At 34.8% G+C, this 18,853-nt stretch carries 17 protein-coding genes; 14 read left to right on the forward strand and 3 right to left on the reverse strand.

Features of this window, described 5'->3' with window-relative positions:
* The first annotated feature begins 3 nt into the window (after positions 1–3).
* The 12 genes from VCM39_RS07045 to VCM39_RS07100 all read left to right on the forward strand — a co-directional run bounded on the left by VCM39_RS07045 (position 4) and on the right by VCM39_RS07100 (position 12,841).
* A complete protein-coding gene (locus VCM39_RS07045; RefSeq protein ID WP_322933828.1) occupies positions 4–1,281 on the forward strand; it encodes an O-antigen polymerase in 1,278 nt (425 codons plus the stop codon).
* Positions 1,247–2,095 (forward strand): glycosyltransferase family 2 protein, encoded by an 849-nt coding sequence (locus VCM39_RS07050; RefSeq protein ID WP_322933829.1) that lies wholly within the window; start codon positions 1,247–1,249, stop codon positions 2,093–2,095. Before VCM39_RS07045 ends, VCM39_RS07050 begins: the two co-directional genes overlap by 35 nt.
* A gap of 92 nt (positions 2,096–2,187) precedes the next feature.
* On the forward strand, positions 2,188–2,958 hold the full coding sequence (locus VCM39_RS07055) for a DUF6492 family protein (protein ID WP_322933830.1): 771 nt from the start codon (positions 2,188–2,190) through the stop codon (positions 2,956–2,958).
* 3 nt (positions 2,959–2,961) lie between these two features.
* Entirely contained in the window at positions 2,962–3,813 is an 852-nt protein-coding gene (locus tag VCM39_RS07060; RefSeq protein WP_322933831.1) for an alpha-1,2-fucosyltransferase, read from the forward strand.
* A gap of 55 nt (positions 3,814–3,868) precedes the next feature.
* The gene (locus VCM39_RS07065; RefSeq protein WP_322933832.1) at positions 3,869–4,807 is read left to right on the forward strand and encodes an ATP-grasp fold amidoligase family protein; all 939 of its coding nucleotides are present in this window, start codon (positions 3,869–3,871) and stop codon (positions 4,805–4,807) included.
* A gap of 11 nt (positions 4,808–4,818) precedes the next feature.
* Positions 4,819–5,682, forward strand: coding sequence for a glycosyltransferase family 2 protein (locus VCM39_RS07070; RefSeq protein ID WP_322933833.1), 864 nt, complete (start codon positions 4,819–4,821; stop codon positions 5,680–5,682).
* A gap of 38 nt (positions 5,683–5,720) precedes the next feature.
* Positions 5,721–6,878, forward strand: coding sequence for a glycosyltransferase family 4 protein (locus VCM39_RS07075; protein WP_322933834.1), 1,158 nt, complete (start codon positions 5,721–5,723; stop codon positions 6,876–6,878).
* A 3-nt stretch (positions 6,879–6,881) separates the two neighbouring features.
* Positions 6,882–7,940 (forward strand): NAD-dependent epimerase, encoded by a 1,059-nt coding sequence (locus VCM39_RS07080; protein WP_322933835.1) that lies wholly within the window; start codon positions 6,882–6,884, stop codon positions 7,938–7,940.
* A gap of 21 nt (positions 7,941–7,961) precedes the next feature.
* Positions 7,962–9,275 carry a UDP-glucose/GDP-mannose dehydrogenase family protein gene (locus VCM39_RS07085; RefSeq protein WP_322933836.1) on the forward strand — a complete coding sequence of 438 codons (1,314 nt, stop codon included), beginning with the start codon at positions 7,962–7,964 and terminating at the stop codon, positions 9,273–9,275.
* Between the two features lie 10 nt (positions 9,276–9,285).
* Positions 9,286–10,230: an NAD-dependent epimerase/dehydratase family protein gene (locus VCM39_RS07090; protein ID WP_322933837.1), complete on the forward strand. Its 945-nt coding sequence runs from the start codon at positions 9,286–9,288 to the stop codon at positions 10,228–10,230.
* Between the two features lie 225 nt (positions 10,231–10,455).
* Positions 10,456–11,532, forward strand: coding sequence for an IS110 family transposase (locus VCM39_RS07095; RefSeq protein WP_413544832.1), 1,077 nt, complete (start codon positions 10,456–10,458; stop codon positions 11,530–11,532).
* Positions 11,533–11,890: 358 nt separating this feature from the next.
* Complete coding sequence (locus VCM39_RS07100; RefSeq protein ID WP_322934250.1) at positions 11,891–12,841, forward strand: glycosyltransferase family 4 protein; 951 nt, start codon at positions 11,891–11,893, stop codon at positions 12,839–12,841.
* A 175-nt stretch (positions 12,842–13,016) separates the two neighbouring features.
* Here VCM39_RS07100 and VCM39_RS07105 read toward each other — a convergent pair whose 3' ends face one another.
* Together VCM39_RS07105 and VCM39_RS07110 are read right to left on the reverse strand one after the other, a co-directional pair.
* Positions 13,017–14,795 carry a sensor histidine kinase gene (locus VCM39_RS07105; protein ID WP_221649457.1) on the reverse strand — a complete coding sequence of 593 codons (1,779 nt, stop codon included), beginning with the start codon at positions 14,793–14,795 and terminating at the stop codon, positions 13,017–13,019.
* 184 nt (positions 14,796–14,979) lie between these two features.
* Positions 14,980–15,669, reverse strand: coding sequence for a response regulator transcription factor (locus tag VCM39_RS07110; protein WP_002561439.1), 690 nt, complete (start codon positions 15,667–15,669; stop codon positions 14,980–14,982).
* A gap of 231 nt (positions 15,670–15,900) precedes the next feature.
* On the opposite strand from VCM39_RS07110, the gene VCM39_RS07115 reads away from it, so the two are divergent.
* A complete protein-coding gene (locus VCM39_RS07115) occupies positions 15,901–17,094 on the forward strand; it encodes a hypothetical protein (protein ID WP_322934251.1) in 1,194 nt (397 codons plus the stop codon).
* Positions 17,095–17,120: 26 nt separating this feature from the next.
* On the opposite strand, the gene VCM39_RS07120 is transcribed toward VCM39_RS07115, so the two are convergent.
* Positions 17,121–17,840: an SIMPL domain-containing protein gene (locus VCM39_RS07120; RefSeq protein ID WP_289294128.1), complete on the reverse strand. Its 720-nt coding sequence runs from the start codon at positions 17,838–17,840 to the stop codon at positions 17,121–17,123.
* 168 nt (positions 17,841–18,008) lie between these two features.
* Between VCM39_RS07120 and VCM39_RS07125 the strand changes: the two genes are divergently transcribed.
* Positions 18,009–18,833, forward strand: coding sequence for a DUF3805 domain-containing protein (locus tag VCM39_RS07125; protein ID WP_002561442.1), 825 nt, complete (start codon positions 18,009–18,011; stop codon positions 18,831–18,833).
* The last annotated feature ends 20 nt before the right edge of the window (positions 18,834–18,853 follow it).

Below are 18,853 nucleotides of genomic sequence, written 5' to 3' on the forward strand. Positions count from 1 at the left end.
TCTATGTTGATTTATTTACCTTCTATTTTTTTTCTTTTACTGTTAGTTTACTCTATCTCGAAAAATAGAGGTGTTGGTATAGATACATTTATTATTACATTGTATTTCTTTTCTGCTTTATTTTCTATTCTTATATATAATATTAATTTTTTACAATATAAAAATATAAATATCAGATTAGATGCTACTTTGTTTTATTGTCTTTTTTTATTTTTATTTTTTCTACCCATTATGAAAATTCGGAAGGAGGTTGTTATTTCTCCTGTAATAAATACCCGGATTGTTGATAAAATATTAAATTTCCTGATGGTTGTAAATTTAATTGGCATTATTTTTTCAATAAAGTATGTTTTTTTTGTTTTAACCCATGATCCTGGTGATTTCAAGACCATGGGAGGAATGGATGCTGTAACAAAAGAATTAAATTATAGTTTTAATATTTTTGAAAGAATTGGATTCTATATTTTGGGAATATTTTCAGATTTCTATATTATAATTGTGGTACTTTTCTTTTATTCCGTATGCTTTTTGAAAAAGAGTTTTAGATATAATATTTTATTATTGGTAGCTTCTACGTCTACTGTTATAAATGGAATGCGGGTAGGTGGACGAACACAGTTAATCTATTGGTTGATTATATTTATTTCGTGTTTTTTATTTTTTAAAAAAGCAATACCACAAGATGTTAGAAAAAGGATTGAGAAATTATTTTTATTATTATTATTGTTGTTTACAATTTATTTCTCTTCCGTTACCATATCTAGATTTAAGGATGTTAATTCAGGAAAAACAGAGGCTGCAGAATGGTTAAGCATTGCTGTGTATTTGGGACAAAGTTATCTGAATTTTGCGGATTATTGGGATAAATATGATAATAAACACTATACTTTGGCGCGCATTTTTCCTATAACTTATGATTTAGTTTCTACAGAAAAATTTGATTCTTTAAAATATAGGAATTCTTTTCCAATGGATATTGGAGTGTTTTCAACTTTTTTGGGAGATTTATATTTAGATATTGGTATTTGGGGAATTGTGTTGTATTCATTTTTATTTTTGTTTTTAGTCTCTTTAACTCAAAAACAAAAAATGTCGGGAAAGTACTCTTTGAGTCAAGTTATTATATTTTTTTTATTATATCAGATTCCTGCTAATGGGCTTTTTTATTATAGTATTTGGAATAAAACAACAACTTTAGGGATTATAGGAAGTATATTGATTTGTATACTAATAAAACAAAAACGAAATGATCGTTCTATCTTTTATAATTGTAAATTATAATACTTGTTTATTGACATCTAACTGCATTGAATCAATATTAAATTTAAATCTTTCATATTCATATGAAATAATAGTAGTTGATAATGCATCTACGGATGACAGTTTGATTTTCTTATCTAAGAGATATCCTTATATAAGGATAGTGAAGAATGATAAGAATTGGGGATTTGGTAAAGCTAATAATATAGGTGCTACAGTTGCGAAAGGCAAATATTTGTTTTTATTAAATTCTGATACAATAATGTATAAAGATGTTTGTAAGTCACTTATGGATTTTTATGAGCATCATCAATACCTTAATATAGGTGTATTAGGGATAAACTTATTAAACTCGGAAAATAAAGCGTCTCATTCGTATGGAAATTTTCCACGTAGTTTTAAGACAGAACATAGAAAAAGAAACATGATTAATTCTGTAGAAACCTACTCCTTGGTAGATGTTATAATTGGAGCTGATATGTTTATTCCTAAAGATTTATTTTTAGCATTTGGAGGATTTGATGAAAATATTTTTTTATATGAAGAAGAGATGGAGTTCCAATATCGACTTAATATTAATGGATATTATTCATATCTATTAAAGATGGATGGTATAATACATTTAGAGGGGAAATCTTCAGACTCTTATTTTAAGCGAATTTGTTCTTTCAAGAGTATGTGTTATATTCATAAGAAGCATCTTTCATTAATGAAATATTATAAATATAGAATGAAATGGTTACTTTATTCTATATTCTTTCTTAAAAATACCCATATCTCTTTTGGAGAAAAGCTCAACTATTTAATGTTTGTTTGTACTTATAGATTGAAATAATTCTTAATGTTATGTTTGTTTTATCTCGGTTTTTCTTTTTAGTCCGCGCTTTATGCTATAAAATATGGACTTTAAGAAATAATCAACTGTCAATGCCTACACCGAATTCTGAAACAGCGTTAGATGTAATTATTCCTATTTTGGAGAAAGATTTAGCTATTCTTCCTTTGTGTATAGAAGGATTGAGATCATGTGTACAGCACACAATAAAGAATATCTATTTAATATCTTCAGATAATGAGAATATTAAACAATTTGCTGAAAAGAATCAACTTAAATTTATAAATGAAAAGGAAGTGTTAGGATATGGAGCCGAACAGGTAGGATTTATAACTAGTAATGGAAGAAATAGAAGCGGATGGATATTTCAGCAATTGCTGAAATTGTCTGCTCAAATTGGCACAGAACGCTTTTTTTTAGTTATAGATGCTGATCATATTTTAATTCGCCCACATACATTTATTACTCATAATAATAAATATGTATTTTATCAATCTGATGAGTTTCATTTAACTTATTATTTGAGTATATATAAGTTACTGAAGAAAATTCCATTTTCTTTGTTTTCTTTTGTTTCTCATAAAATGTTGTTTGATAAATTTGAATTAATAAAATTGCATCGATTGTTAGGTACATCAGATAAAACTTGGGATAAGAATATTTTAACTTCTTTAGATAGAAATGATAATTCTCCTTTTTCGGAATATGAATTATATGGCAATTTTATAAATAAAGAGAAGAAAGTTATGTATCCGTGGATGCAAATAGCGTTAAAAAAATGTGAGTTAAATACTTATAGCGAATTGAAGAATAAATATGAATCTAAATATTTAAGTGTTACATTTCCTTCATATTTGAATTAATATATGTTTGTAATAAGATTGATTGGTGGAGTTGGGAATCAGTTGTTTCAATACACATTTGGGCAGTTCTTGAGGCATAAATTTGGAGTAGAAGTTTGTTATGATATTGTTGCTTTTGATACAGTTGACAAGGGACGAAATTTAGAACTTCAGTTATTGGATGAGTCTTTGCCTTTATTTGAAACTAGTAATTTTTTTTTCTCTAAATATAAATCATGGAAGAAACGATTGTTTTTATATGGCTTTTTATTGAAAAAAAATAATAAGTATTATACTAAATATTCTCCAGAAGAAATTTCACTTTTTACAGAAAAAGGTTTAAGTTATTTTGATGGTTGGTGGCAATATCCTGCATTATTAAGAGATACAATCAATAATATGGAGGATTTCTTTATACCCAAGCAACCCATTCCTGTTCAGATACAAAAATACTATACTGAAATCTTATCAAATAATTTTGCAGTTGCTTTACATGTTAGGCGTGGTGATTATTTTACCTCAAAATATGCCAAAACCTATGCAGTATGTAATGTCGAATATTACGCATCTGCTGTTAATTTGATGTGTGAAAAATTACGTAGTTGTAAATTCTATGTTTTTTCTGATGATTTAGACTGGGTTAAATCAAATCTTATTTTACCTTCCAATACTATTTATGTGAAAAATTATAATATAAATTCTTATTGGTATATTTATTTAATGTCATTGTGTAGGCATATTATTATAAGTAATAGTTCATTTAGTTGGTGGGGAGCTACATTGAATCGTAATCTTCATAAAATTGTAATTGCTCCTAAATATTGGTCTACAAAGAAAAATAATACACTTTGTGATAATAGTTGGATAAAAATATAATTTTTGTATATATCTATTCTTATTTGTTTTATTTAGGAAAAACAATCTACATATCATGTCTTTATTATTAAAAAAGAAATTAAGAACAACTGTTGGAGGTTTGTTTTTATTATATCGTTATAGAAAAATAAAAGCTTGGAGGACATCCATGTTATATTCTGATGAAACGTATTTTAAAAGAAAATACTATAAGATCTTCAAAAAAAAAACAGATTTACTTCATCCTTCTACGTTTTCAGAAAAACTTATATGGTTAAATTTATATTATCGTAATGAAAATCAGATAAAGTGTGCAGATAAATATGCTGTAAGGAGCTATTATAAAGAGGTTTTAGATACTGATGAATATTTGATACCTTTGGTTGGCGTTTTTGAAAATATTGATGAAATAAACATTGATGATTTTCCTGAAAAGTTTGTTTTAAAATCAACTCATGGCTCTGGGCAAAATTTTATTTGTACAAATAAATCTAATTTGTCTTCGTGTGAAAAAAAGGTGATACTTACAGAGTGTAAGTATTGGCTAAAAGAAAATTGGTATAATTTTGGTAGAGAATGGCATTATAAAACAATAAAACCGAGAATTATTTGTGAGGTTTATTTGGGAGATGAAAAAGGTAATGTACCTTTTGACTATAAGATATTTTGTTTCAATGGAGAACCTCGAATGATAGCGGTAGATGTTGACCGGTTTACTGATCATAAAATTTGTTATTTTGATCCACATTGGGAGTTGCTTAATTTTACCAATCGAAGATATGAAATAAGTGATAAGAAAATACTTAGGCCAGATTGCCTTGAAGAAATGCTTGATATAGCTAGAAAATTATCTGCTAATTTCCCTCATGTGAGAATTGACCTTTTCTACGTAAATCAGCATATTTATTGTGGGGAAATGACATTTTTTACAGCAGCCTGTTTTACTGGATATAATCCGGAAAAGTATAATGTAATAGTTGGTGATTGGTTACAACTTCCTGATTCAAATATTTGATTTATTTTATTATGAATAATCCTTTAGTTACTATTGGCATTCCCTTTTTTAATGGAGGAGTTTATCTAAAGTATGCAATACTATCTGTACTTAATCAAACATATTGGAATTGGGAATTAATTTTGATAAATGACGGAAGCACAGACAATTCTTTAGATATAATTGCTAACTTCTCAGATGATAGAATTAAAATAATTAATGATGGGATGCAGTTGGGGTTACCAACTAGGTTAAATCAGTTATCTAAGATGGCTAATGGACTTTTTTATGCAAGAATGGATGCTGATGACATAATGCATTATAATCGAATAGAGAGGCAAGTTCATTACCTGTTGACACATCCTGATATAGATGTGATAGGTACTCATTCGTATATCATAGATGCTCAAAATAAAGTAGTTGGAAAATCTAAAAAACAGATTTCGTATCCCAAAACTGTTCTTGACATTTTATCAGGAGGAGCTTTTATTCATCCGAGTGTAATGGGGTATGTCCGTTGGTTTCGGGAACATCCATATGATTCTCAATTATTGAGGATGCAAGATTTAGCATTGTGGATAGATACGGTATTAGATTCTAATTTTTTTATATTACCTGATAATTTATTGTTTTATAGGGCTGTAGGAGTCCCTACTTTGTCTAGATACTTATCTACACAGTCTTTTTTTCGGAAATATATTTTGGATATATTTTTACGGAAAAGAACATTTTTGGCTTACAAACTTTATCTACTTTCATGTATTAAGTCATTGGTATATCTGCTTTTCTCTTTATTTAAGCAAAGTGATCGTATTATTAAAAAGAGATATACAAGTATTTCTAAGGAGGATTTAGATTTTGCTTGTAAGGACTTGTTTTTTTCAATTACTCGATAGAAGATAATATATCATTTTTTAATGTATGAAAATGTATTATGAAGAGAGTATTACATGTTGTTAATATTTACTTTGTTATTCCTTATTTTTTGGGTGATCAGCTTATTTATTTCAGTAAAAGAGGATATAAAGAATATATAATTTGTTCTCCTTCTGAAGAGATATATAAATATTCCAAAAGTCATAATTTTAGTTATAAAGAAATTCCTATTTTACGATCTATCTCATTTTGGAGAGATCTTAGGGCTACTTGGGAAATATGTGAGTATATAAAAAAAGAGAAAATAGATATTGTTGTTGGGCATACTCCTAAGGGAGGAGTATTGGCTATGTTGGCATCTTTTGTTATGCATATTCCTATACGTATTTATTTTCGTCATGGGCTGGTATATGAAACATCTTCAGGTATAAAAAGAAAGCTTTTGATTTTAATGGATCGTTTAGCTGCATTTTTATCTACTAAGGTTGTTTGCGTTAGTCCTTCCGTGTGCAAAAAGAGTTTAGAAAATAAACTCAATCCTGCTTCTAAACAATTATTACTTCATAAAGGAACTTGTAATGGCATTAATATTGAAAAGTTTTGTAGAGATAATATTAATGAAAGAACTATAAAATTATTAAGAAATCAGTTAGGGCTCTCAGAAGAATCTTTTGTTATAGGTTACGTTGGCCGATTAGTAAAAGATAAAGGTATAATAGAATTAGTAGATGCCTTTAATGTGCTACAGAAAAAAAGTATAAATATAAAATTATTGTTGGTCGGAATGTTGGAAGAACGTGATTCATTACCTAAAAATATAATAAGTAGAATTCAAGATAATACTTCAATAATTTGTACTGGATATGTTGATAATTCATCAATAGAAAATTATTATGCTTTAATGGACTTATTTATACTTCCTTCTTACCGGGAAGGGTTTCCAACCTCAATATTAGAAGCTTCTTCTATGAAATTACCAGTAGTAACTACTAAAGCTACGGGTTGTATTGATGCTATTAGTCATGGAAAAACCGGATATTTTGTAAATCATGATAAGTATGAAATTGCGTCTGTCATACAAAAATACATCTGTGATGATGAATTGCGGGAGAAACATGGAATGGCAGGGCGAGTGTTTGTTGAAGAAGATTTTGATCAATGTATTATTTGGAGAGAAATTGAAAAATTGTATAGTATTAATTATACGAATTTTTAAATTATGAAAATATTAGTGACAGGTTCTGCCGGCTTTATAGGTTCTTATGTTTGTAGAAGTTTGTTGATGCGCGGTGATGAGGTAGTAGGCCTTGACAATATAAATACCTACTATAATGTGGATCTAAAATATGGTAGACTTTCCCTATTGGGGATTAATCGGGAAGAGATATCATGGTATAAATTTACTTCAAGCAATGTGTATCCGCAGTTTAGTTTTGTACGAATGAATCTTGAGGACAGACAAGCTATGCAAATGCTTTTTGCTAATGGAGCATTTGATATTGTGATAAACCTGGCAGCACAGGCTGGTGTACGTTACTCAATAGAGAATCCGTATGCTTATGTAGAGAGTAATATAGATGGTTTCTTGAATGTACTTGAAGGTTGTCGTTACAATAACATAAAGCATTTGGTATATGCAAGTTCCAGTAGTGTTTATGGGTTGAATGCCAAAGTTCCATTTTCAGAGAAAGATAGTATAGCTCACCCTGTAAGCCTGTATGCTGCTACCAAAAAAACAAATGAGTTGATGGCACATACATATAGTCATTTATATGGTATACCTTCTACCGGACTTCGCTTCTTCACAGTATATGGTCCATGGGGTAGACCGGATATGTCGCCTTTTTTGTTCACGGATGCTATCTTACATAACCGCCCTATAAAGGTCTTTAATAATGGAGACATGCTTCGTGATTTTACATACATAGATGATATCGTAAAAGGGGTATTACGAGTAGTTGATTCCATTCCACAACCGAACGTCTCTTGGGATTCGGAGTGTCCTGATCCAAGCACTTCAAGTGCTCCCTATAAAATTTATAATATCGGTAATTCTCACCCTGTGAAGTTAATGGATTTTATTCATGCTATAGAAGAAGCCATAGGGTACCCTGCTGAAAAAATATACTTGCCTATGCAGCCGGGAGATGTTTATCAGACCAATGCGGATACTACTGCTTTACAACAAGAATTAGGATTTAAGCCTGATAAATCTATCAAAGAAGGAGTGAAAGAAACCGTGGACTGGTATTGTTCTTTTTATCATTTATGCAGATAGAAAATTTAAATCAAAAATAGTATGAAAATAGCAATAGTGGGAACTGGTTACGTTGGTTTGGTTACAGGCACTTGTTTCTCGGAAATGGGGGTGAATGTTACCTGTGTGGACGTAATGAAATCTAAAATAGAGAATCTCAAAAAGGGTATTATTCCGATTTATGAACCTGGACTGGAGGATATGGTACATCGAAATTATAGTGCAGGGCGTTTGAAGTTTACTACTTCTTTGGCATCTTGTTTGAATGATGTTGAAGTAGTATTCAGTGCCGTTGGTACTCCTCCTGATGAAGATGGTAGTGCGGATTTGCGTTATGTTCTTGAAGTCGCCAGATCTATTGGACAAAACATGGAAAAGTATATTTTGGTAGTAACCAAAAGTACAGTTCCTGTAGGTACAGCTCAGAAAGTAAAGGCTGTTATTCAGGAGGAACTGGATAAGCGTAAAGTTTCTATTGATTTTGATGTTGCTTCTAATCCTGAGTTTTTGAAAGAAGGTGATGCTGTAGATGATTTCATGAAGCCGGATCGTGTAGTTGTTGGTGTGGAGTCAGATAAAGCAAAAGCGATAATGGAACGTCTTTATAAACCATTTATGATGAATAATTATCGTTTGATATTTACAGATGTTCCCAGTGCTGAAATGATAAAATATGCTGCTAATTCCATGTTGGCTACTCGTATCAGTTTTATGAATGATATTGCCAACTTGTGTGAACTGGTCGGGGCGGATGTGAATATGGTTCGTAAAGGAATTGGTGCAGATAGTCGTATTGGTAGTAAATTCCTATATCCGGGCTGTGGTTATGGTGGTTCTTGTTTTCCTAAAGATGTGAAGGCTCTAATTAAAACGGCTGAGAAGAATGGATATCCGATGAGAGTATTGAAAGCAGTGGAAGATGTGAATGAAGTTCAAAAAAGTATTCTTTTTGATAAATTGCAGAAGCATTTTAATAATGATCTGAAAGGAAAGAAAATAGCTCTTTGGGGATTGGCTTTTAAACCGGAGACGGATGATATGCGTGAAGCACCGGCATTGGTTCTAATAAATAAAATTACTACAGCAGGCGCAATTGTGAAAGTCTACGATCCTATTGCTATTCCAGAGTGCCAACGTAGGATAGGTAATAAAGTAGAATATGCTACTGATATGTATGATGCAGTACTTGATGCGGATGCTTTGCTTTTAATTACTGAATGGAAAGAGTTCCGTATGCCAAGTTGGAAAGTCTTAAAAAAGACGATGAGAGATTTTATTGTTTTTGATGGACGAAATATTTATGATAAAAATGAGCTTCAGGAGATAGGTTTTACATATTATTGTATAGGGAAATAGTACATTAAAAATGAATATTCTTATTACCGGAATACACGGCTTTATTGGCTCTAATTTTGTATCGGCTTTAAAAGGGGATAATAATCTCTATGGTTTGGATATTATTACACCTCAAAAAGAAGGAGTGATAAAGACTTTTCTATGGGAGAATATTGAAACAATTTCATATCCTTTGCAGAATTTACCTCAGTTTGATGCAATTATTCATTTGGCTGGCAAAGCCCATGATACGAAGAACCAGTCGATTGCTCGGGACTATTTTGATATAAATACAGGTTTAACCCAAAAGATCTTTGATTTCTTTTTGGAATCATCTGCTAAGAAATTTATTTTCTTTAGTTCGGTGAAAGCTGCCGCTGATAGTGTAATAGGGGATATACTCACTGAAGAGATAAATCCGACTCCGGTGGGTCCTTATGGAGAAAGTAAAATCAGGGCAGAAGAGTATATTCAAAAACATCTTCCTCAAGATAAACAGGTATATATTTTGAGACCTTGTATGATTCATGGTCCCGGTAATAAAGGTAATCTGAATTTGCTATATAACGTAGTGAAGAAAGGTATTCCGTGGCCTTTAGGTAGCTTTGATAATCGCCGTTCATTTACTTCTATAGATAATCTTTGCTATGTAATAGAAGGATTATTGACTCAGGACGTTCCGAGTGGCATTTATCACATAGGAGATGACGAAGCGATGTCTACTAATGAGTTGATAATTACTATGTGTGAGGTGATGGAAAAGAAACCACATATTTGGAAAATGAATAAAAGAGTGATGGAAGGATGTGCCCGGCTTGGTACTTTGTTACATTTACCTTTGAATACGGAACGTCTTCGAAAACTAACAGAAAACTATGTAGTTAGTAATGAAAAGATAAAAAAGGCGTTAGGAATTGAAAAAATGCCTGTTACTGCAAAAAAAGGTTTGGTAAAAACAATAAAATCATTTGGGTAGTTTACTGCTAAAATTAATTCTAAAATGATCTTACTGAAAAGATAATAGTTACTATGTTTGTAAACACTGAAAACCAACGCTCGTCGGGACGGGTGTTCCCGCCCCTTGCCGCTGGGCGTTCCCCGACCGAAGATTTGTTTTAAACAGAATAGGCGTAATAATTGAATTACTACATTTGTGGAATTGACAATCAACAAATAATCAGTAATTAAAACTATTACACCTATGGTACAAAGTAAAGGAATAAATTTCGATGGACAAAATATCTATATCGGAATTGATGTGCATTTGAAGACTTGGAACGTGACTATTCTCACCCAATCGGGTTATAAAAAGAAACATTCTCAAAAGTCTTCTGCCAAAGAGCTCTTTGAACATTTGAAGAAACATTATCCTAACGGAAATTATCAAGCCGTTTACGAGTCTGGATTTAGTGGCTTCTCGACTTATTACGCTCTCCAGGAGTATGGCATTTCTTGCATGGTCATCCATGCGGCTGATGTTCCTACTACTCAATACGAGAATGTGATGAAGTCTGATCCTGTGGATTCGGAGAAGCTTGCCAAAGCTTTAAAGGCCGGCACACTTAAAGGTATCTACATTCGCAGGAAAGAAAATCTGGACAATCGTAGTGTTGTACGCATACGTAAAACCCTCAAACAACAACTCGGTGGTTATAAATCGCGTGTAAAGCATTTGCTTTATAATAATGGTGTTCAGTTGCCCGATTGTTTTGCCAGTCCTAATACGCATTGGTCTAAACGTTTTATGTCTTGGCTACGTGAAGATGTGGTTTTATTGTCTTCCAGCCGTATCGGACTTGATTTGTTATTGGAACAGGTTGACTTATTCAGGAAAAGCCTGCTTAAGGCAAACCGCCTGCTTCGTGATTTAGCCGGTAGTCCGTTGTACGCCGGCCGTTATTCCCTTCTTATTTCTATTCCCGGCATAGGAGTGAATACCGCCATGTGTCTGCTCACGGAAATAGATGACATATCCCGCTTTAACAACCAGCGTGAGTTCGCTTCTTATCTGGGACTTATCCCCACCATGCATAGCAGTGGAGAGAAATCCTGTAACGGCGAGAAAACATTCAGGGGAAATAAAAAGATCGGTCCCATGTTGGTGGAAAGTTCTTGGGTAATCATACGGCATGACAGTGTCATGGCAGCTGCCTATGGTGAATATTGCAAACGCATGAGACCACAAGAAGCGATTATACGTATCGCCCGTAAATTATCAAGCAGAATTTTGAATGTGCTGAAAAAAGGGAAGAAATATGAATATGACAGATGTTGTTAGCATACCCTATAAAAGCCTGTTAGGCAAATTTCAGTTTGGACGACTCCTTTTTCATATTTGATGAGCCTTGAGCTGCATCTCTTAATAGTTTGTTGCGTCCATCCTATTATTCTGAAGAAGTAAATTGTTGCCTGCCGCTGTGCAGTTAAACTCATAGAAGTTTGTCTAATAGGGCTTTTATTTAAGAGAAAGCCACGAGGAACGATAGAAGTGATTAGTGGTTGATAGAGTAGGATTTTCATCTTAGTCTGGTAGGGTATTGTTTCTTGAAAAATGAGAGAAAAGAGATAACTAATTGATTTATAAAGTTAATAACAAATAAAAGAGTATTCAATTATTAGGAATACAACATAGAAGTATGTATTATTTAATAGTCTTAGTTCTGCTCTTCTTAGCAGAACTTTTTTATTTCCGTATTGCTGATGAATACAATATCATCGACAAACCCAATGAGCGCAGTTCGCATACTCGGATCACTTTACGAGGTGGGGGAATTATCTTCTATTTTGGTGTATTAGCCTATTTCCTTACGAACCATTTCGAATATCCCTGGTTCATGCTTGCCCTGACACTGATCACCTTAATCAGCTTTATTGATGATGTCCGATCTACTTCTCAGGCACTGCGATTGGTATTCCATTTCTCTGCTATGGCTTTGATGTTCTATCAATGGGGCCTGTTTTCTCTTCCTTGGTGGACGATCCTTGTAGCGCTAATAATATGTACCGGTATCATTAATGCTTATAACTTTATGGATGGTATTAATGGTGTCACAGGCGGATACTCTCTGGTTGTTCTTGTGGCTCTTGCCTATATAAACAGAGAGATTGTTTCTTTTGTGGAACAAGAATTGATTGTTACTGTTCTTTGTTCCGTACTGGTCTTTAATTTCTTTAATTTCCGAAAGTGTGCGAAGTGTTTTGCCGGTGATGTAGGTTCGGTGAGTATAGCATTTATCGTTTTGTTTCTTATCGGTAAGCTGATAATCAAGACGGAGGATTTCAGTTGGATTATACTGTTAGTTGTGTATGGAGTAGATAGTGTACTTACCATTATCCATCGCCTGATGCTTCATGAGAATATTGGTTTGCCGCATCGGAAACATCTGTATCAGATTATGGCAAATGAACTGAAGGTACCTCATGTGGCAGTTTCTTCTGTTTATATGATAGTACAGGCATTGGTGATAGCAGGATATTTCTATCTTCAGGAATATAGCTATTGGTATTTGTTAGGGAGTATACTTATCCTAAGTGGAATGTACATATTGTTTATGCGGAAATATTTCCGTTTACATTTCTTGATATAATATAATTCTTCCAATTACCTCTCTTTATCTAAATTATAATTATTATATTTACAATAATTGTAAATGTGATAATCTATAGTATGCATATAGCTAATCCTTTTGTTGTTGGAGGATACTTTTTGGGGGAGAAGAATCGATTCAAAAGTGCATGTGTTAAGAACCACGCAATTTTTTCTTATTTCTCTTTTGCCAATGTAAACACAAATTCCAGTCCTCCGCCTTGGTTGTTTTTTGCTGAAATACTTCCTCCGTGAATAATCACTGCATTCTTCACAATAGCAAGTCCTAACCCTGTTCCGCCTAATTTGCGTGAGCGTCCTTTGTCAACCCGGTAGAAGCGTTCGAATAAACGGTTCAAGTGCTCGGGAGAGACACCTATACCGGTATCTGCAAAACTGAAATAGTAGAAGTTCTCGTCTTCACGGAAACAGTTGATATGGATATGAATGTCACTCCCTGCATAAGCAATGGCATTATCCATTAGATTACGGAAGATAGAGTAGAGTAGGGAGTAATTGCCGCGTACTTGAATGTCTTTTTTCAAAGAGTTGACCACTGTGATATGTTTCTCTTCTAATTCCAACGATACTTCATTGACGATATTGGTCACCAATATACTGATATTTACCTTTTCCATATCTATCATATTGGCTGCTTCATCCATGCGGGTCAGTACTGAGATGTCACGTAGCAGTCGGCTGAGGCGGTTACTTTGTGCATAACATCTTTCTAAGAACACGTTCATCTTGTCACGCGGGATATTGTCATTGCTGACAATTGTTTCCAGATATCCCTGAATACTACTGACAGGTGTCTTTAACTCATGAGCAATGTTCTGAGTCAGTTGACGTTTCAAACGTACCTGTTCCTCTTCCAAAGTGACATCATTAATACTTATTTCAAAACTCATATCCTGGAAGATGATACATTCTACAATAAAGTTTTTACCGTTTTTGTTAATGGTGATGGACATTCGTTTCTCTTCCTTACCGGATGGGCGTTTGGGAGCTTTATTGATGAAGTCTGTGATCTCTTTCAGCTCACTGATAGTAAATACCTCCTCAGCCGTCTCAAGATTAGAGTCCGAAATAAGGTTGCTGTATTGTGTAAACAGGTTATTTACTAATATCTCTTTCTTGTCTTTATTAAATACCCCTAATCCTTCATGGGAAATCTGAAGGTGAGTGATTAGCTTCTCACGCTCAATGTAAAGAGCCTCTTTGGTCTCGTGCAGACGTTTGTATATCTGAATGATGTGTTGGGATATTTCTCCCAATTCGTTATGGGGGAAGGCCGATTGCATAGCCATTTCAATAGGTTCATTCCGGTCTGCCCGCATAGCAAATTCTCTCAGTTGGCTGATAGAGGTTCCTAACTTATTGGTGAATTTATAGAAGATAATAACCAGCAATAAAGTTACAATAGCAGTAAACCATATATAATGTGAATCCGCTTTCAGGTTGTTTATCAGACTGACATTATAAGGTAAGGCAGATCGTATAATATAATCTTTGTAGAGAGTGGCGGAATAAAAATAAGGTGTACCTGTAGTTTCGGAGGTGCGCCGTACATCAAAGCCATTGCCTGCCGTTAGGGATTTTGCCACTTCCGGACGATTAATATGGTTTTCAAACCGGGAGTTGTTTTTTTCATAGCTGTCATAAAGTACATTTCCATCCAAATTAATAACCGTCACACGAAGGTCTTTCAAAGCATGACTACTGATATAGTCATTCAACTCCTTCTGCATAGAGGAAGAAGTAGGGATCTTCTCATGCAAACGGGCATTATAGTCCTGTAATTGTGAATGCAGGAGTTCTACCTTATACTCTTTTTCACGTTGATACTGGTAGGCTATAAAGCAGGCTGCAAAGACCAGAAACAAAGAGATGACCGAAAGAAAGAGCTTTCGGCTGAAAGAGAGAAAATGTTTTTGATTGACAGGTAGATTCATGATAAATAATTATTAAATAATGTGCTAATAGGCCAATGTGCCAATATGCCAATTGCTATGCAGCATGACAGCGCAGCCCATTGGCCCATTAGCATATTGGCATATTGGTAGCATGACAGCGCAGCCCATTGGCACATTGGCACATTAGCATATTGGCACATTATTATATTGACACATTATTATTTTATTCTGTTTCAAAGCAGTACCCATATCCTAAGCGGGTTACAATCCGCTTGCCATAGATACCTATTTTTTTACGCAGTCGGGTGATATTGACATCAATAGTACGATCGAGTACATATACCTCATCACTCCATATCCGGGCTAAGATATCCTCGCGGGAGAATACGCGACCTTTGTTTTGTAATAACAGAAAGAGAATTTCAAATTCTTTTTTTGTTAATGCTACTTCTTCATCATCTATACTTACTTTCTTTTTGGTGATGTCGATAGTTAGGGTTTGGTAAGTGATCTGTTCCGGTGCTTTTTCTGTTTCTACAGTAGCAGTGCGGCGTAATACAGCTTTGACGCGGGCTATCACTTCACGCAAAGAGAAGGGTTTGGAGATATAATCGTCTGCTCCGAGATTGAATCCGGTAACCGTATCGTTCTCCGTATCTTTGGCTGTGATAAAGATAATAGGCACGTGGGCTGTTTTCTTATCTTTTTTCAGCATATTAGCCATCTTGAATCCTGAGATTTCTCCCATCATCACATCCAATAGTAGCAGGTTATAACTGCTGATGTCCATTTTCAGAGCTTCTTCGGCAGAATTGGCCGTGTCTACTTCGTATCCTTCATTTTCAAGATTGAATTTCAGAATCTCACAGAGATCTTCTTCGTCGTCGACAACTAAAATGCGGTAATCGTTCATAATTTAATAATTATTTAATGTGCCAATATGCTAATATGCCAATTAAAAGAAGATAATGCAACCAACAGGCATATTATTCATATTACAAATATAATCTTTATTTTATTTCGTTGCAAAGGTGAGACCTTTTTGTTACGACGGAGTGAAACACGTATTACAATTGCGTTACGACTTTCTGTTTTCCAACAAAAAAGAACTATCTTTGTTATATCTAAACAAACGGAAGACAAAATGATGAAAATAGATTTGAAACAGCGGAAACGAGAGGTGCTGGGTGTTATTGCCATATTGCTTATCATTGTGAGCGGTATGTCTATATACAAATGTACTTCTTTTCATTCCGGCTTTGAAATAATGGATGATTTGGGTGGGAATATTTTCCCTTCTGCCATCTTGTCCGTAGCTACGACGGATGCACAGGTTATTGAACCGTCTGATTCTCTTTATATAGGCAATCCGAAATCGTGTATTGCTATAAGAGTAAAATCTCGCTCGGCTTATAGCCGGGTGCGCATTGAAGTGGCCGAGACTCCTTTCTTTTCACGTTCCGTGTCTGAATTCATTCTTGAGAAACCACGAAAAGAGTACACGATCTATCCTGATATTATCTGGAATTATGAAGCACTGAAAAATAATGTGCAGGCAGAGCCGGTCAGTGTGGCTGTTACGGTAGAGATGAATGGTGAAGATATGGGACAACGGGTACGAACGTTTTCGGTACGTAGCGTCAATGAGTGCCTGTTGGGGTATGTTACTAATGGAACAAAATTCCATGATACCGGCATCTTTTTTGCAGCTTATGTCAATGAAGAAAATCCGATGATTGATAAACTGTTGCGTGAGGCACTGAATACCCGTATTGTAAATCGCTTTTTAGGGTATCAGAATACAACAGCCGGCGCGGTAGACAAGCAAGTATATGCTCTTTGGAATGTGCTTCAGAAGCGTAATTTTCGTTACAGTTCGGTTTCTAATACCAGCCTTTCGAGCAATGTGGTCTTTTCGCAGCGGGTACGCACGTTTGATGATGCATTGGAGTCTTCGCAGATAAACTGTGTGGATGGGAGTGTATTGTTTGCTTCTTTGCTTCGTGCCATTAATATTGATCCTATTCTGGTACGTACGCCGGGGCATATGTTTGTGGGCTATTATACAGATAACTCTCATAAAGAGATGAATTTTCTGGAGACTACAATGATTGGTGATGTTGATTTGGATGATTTCTTCCCGGATGAACAACTGGATTCTACCATGGTAGGCAAGTCACAGAATCAAATGTCGTTGCTTACTTTTGAGAAGTCGAAGCAGTATGCGAATAAGAAGTACAAGGAGAATGAAAAAGGAATTCACTCCGGCAGGCTGAATTATATGTTTCTTGAAATATCAAAAGACGTACGAAGAAAGATCCAGCCGATAGGAAAGTAGAAATGGTCCTATCGGCTGGTCTTGAGTTATTGGGCGGAGAGTATTTCGAAACGTGCTGTCATTTGGTATCTCAGCTTGATCGTTTTAAAATTCTCCGGATTGCTATCATTACTTTGTAAGGCAACATTGCTCATGGCGGACTGCGGTTGGAAATGATAGTAGTTTCTGTCTTCCGGTTCTATGATCCGAAGAACATTTCCGAGTTTCTGTCCCAAAGACTCTACCAGATAAGCGGCTTTCTGCCGTGCAGCTTTTAAGGCTTCTATCTTCCCTTTTGCACGATACTCCTGCATGTCTTTGTTCTTTAGTTCACCAATGTTCATCGACTGAATTCCTCTGGTATCGACATACTTTATAATCCGGTCTATCTGCCCGAAATTCTGTAGTTTTATATCAAATCTCTTGGCTATCAGAAAATCTTTTCCCTGTTCACGCCAATAGTCTCCTACTTCCTGGGTCTGGATATCTGTTTGGGGGATGCCGGCACGCTTTAAAGCGTTCATCAGATAACGTTCGATTTCTGTTATGGGGACTTTCGTCTTGTAATCTTCCGGTTTGCTTTTTGCTTCGAACTCTTCCTGCCAGAATTCTTTTATAGTAATCATAAAATGAATTTCATCGGGAATGATTTCTACTTCGGAGCTTCCGGTAACTTCAATATAGCGGGCGTTTACGTCCGGTTCCTGAGCTGATAACGATACGATTCCCCCTAACCATAGGGCAATGAGCACTGCGAATGTTTTCATATTCTTCCTACTTTTAATTTATTGTATTTGTTGCCGAAGATAAGAGTTCTGTGAAGGAAAAACAAATGAGACAACATTTATTGTTTATTGTTTTTTGCATATCCGCTTTTGGAGTGTTATTTTTGTCGGAATATTATCTATTGCACAAAAGAAAAAGTCAGAATAAGTATGATACAAGGTAAGAAATTTATCTCTCCGGGAGCTTGGTTTACTATGATTTATCCTTCAACCTGGAGTGAGTTTGAAGATGGTGAGGGTTCCTTTCTTTTTTATAATCCCGACGTATGGACAGGGAATTTCCGAATTTCGGCTTTCAAAGCGGATGCTGCTGCGCGTGGTAGTATAAATTATGGAAGAGAGGCCGTAAAACAGGAATTAAAAGATAATCCTTCGGCTTCACTGGTGAAAGTTGGCAGGTTGGAATGTGCATATAGTAAAGAAATGTTTCAGGAAGAAGGAGCTTACTATACTACTCATCTGTGGATAACCGGTATAGATAATGTAGCCTTTGAATGTTCTTTCACCGTACCCAAAGGGGGCGAAGTGAAGGAAGCGGAAGAAGTGATTGCCACGCTGGATATCCGTAAAGACGGGCAGAAATATCCGGCGGAAGTAATACCTGTGCGTTTGTCTGAGGTTTATGTCATTAATGAAGGATATGAATGGACAGTAAACACCGTAAAGAAACAATTGAAGAAGGATTTTCAAGGATTGGAGGAAGATTTACCTAAACTCCAGCAGGTGATTGACAGTGGTGTGATCGGTAAAAAGAAAGAAGATTGGCTGGCTATTGGCATTACTGTTTGTACTATACTAACCAATGAAATAGAAGGTTTGGAATGGATGACATTGATTGATGGTAACCGGGAAGTGCCGGTGTTGCAGTATAAAGATGGAAAACTGATTGATCCTATGAAACTTTTGTGGAGCAGGGTAAAGGCAGGGGAAACGTATAAATTAGTGATAAGTGATCTGTTAGCGATGAGTGATTAGTGGGCTGCGCTGAGAGAGAA

Origin of the sequence: Bacteroides mucinivorans (assembly GCF_034654355.2) — a bacterium.
GTDB lineage: Bacteria > Bacteroidota > Bacteroidia > Bacteroidales > Bacteroidaceae > Bacteroides > Bacteroides nordii.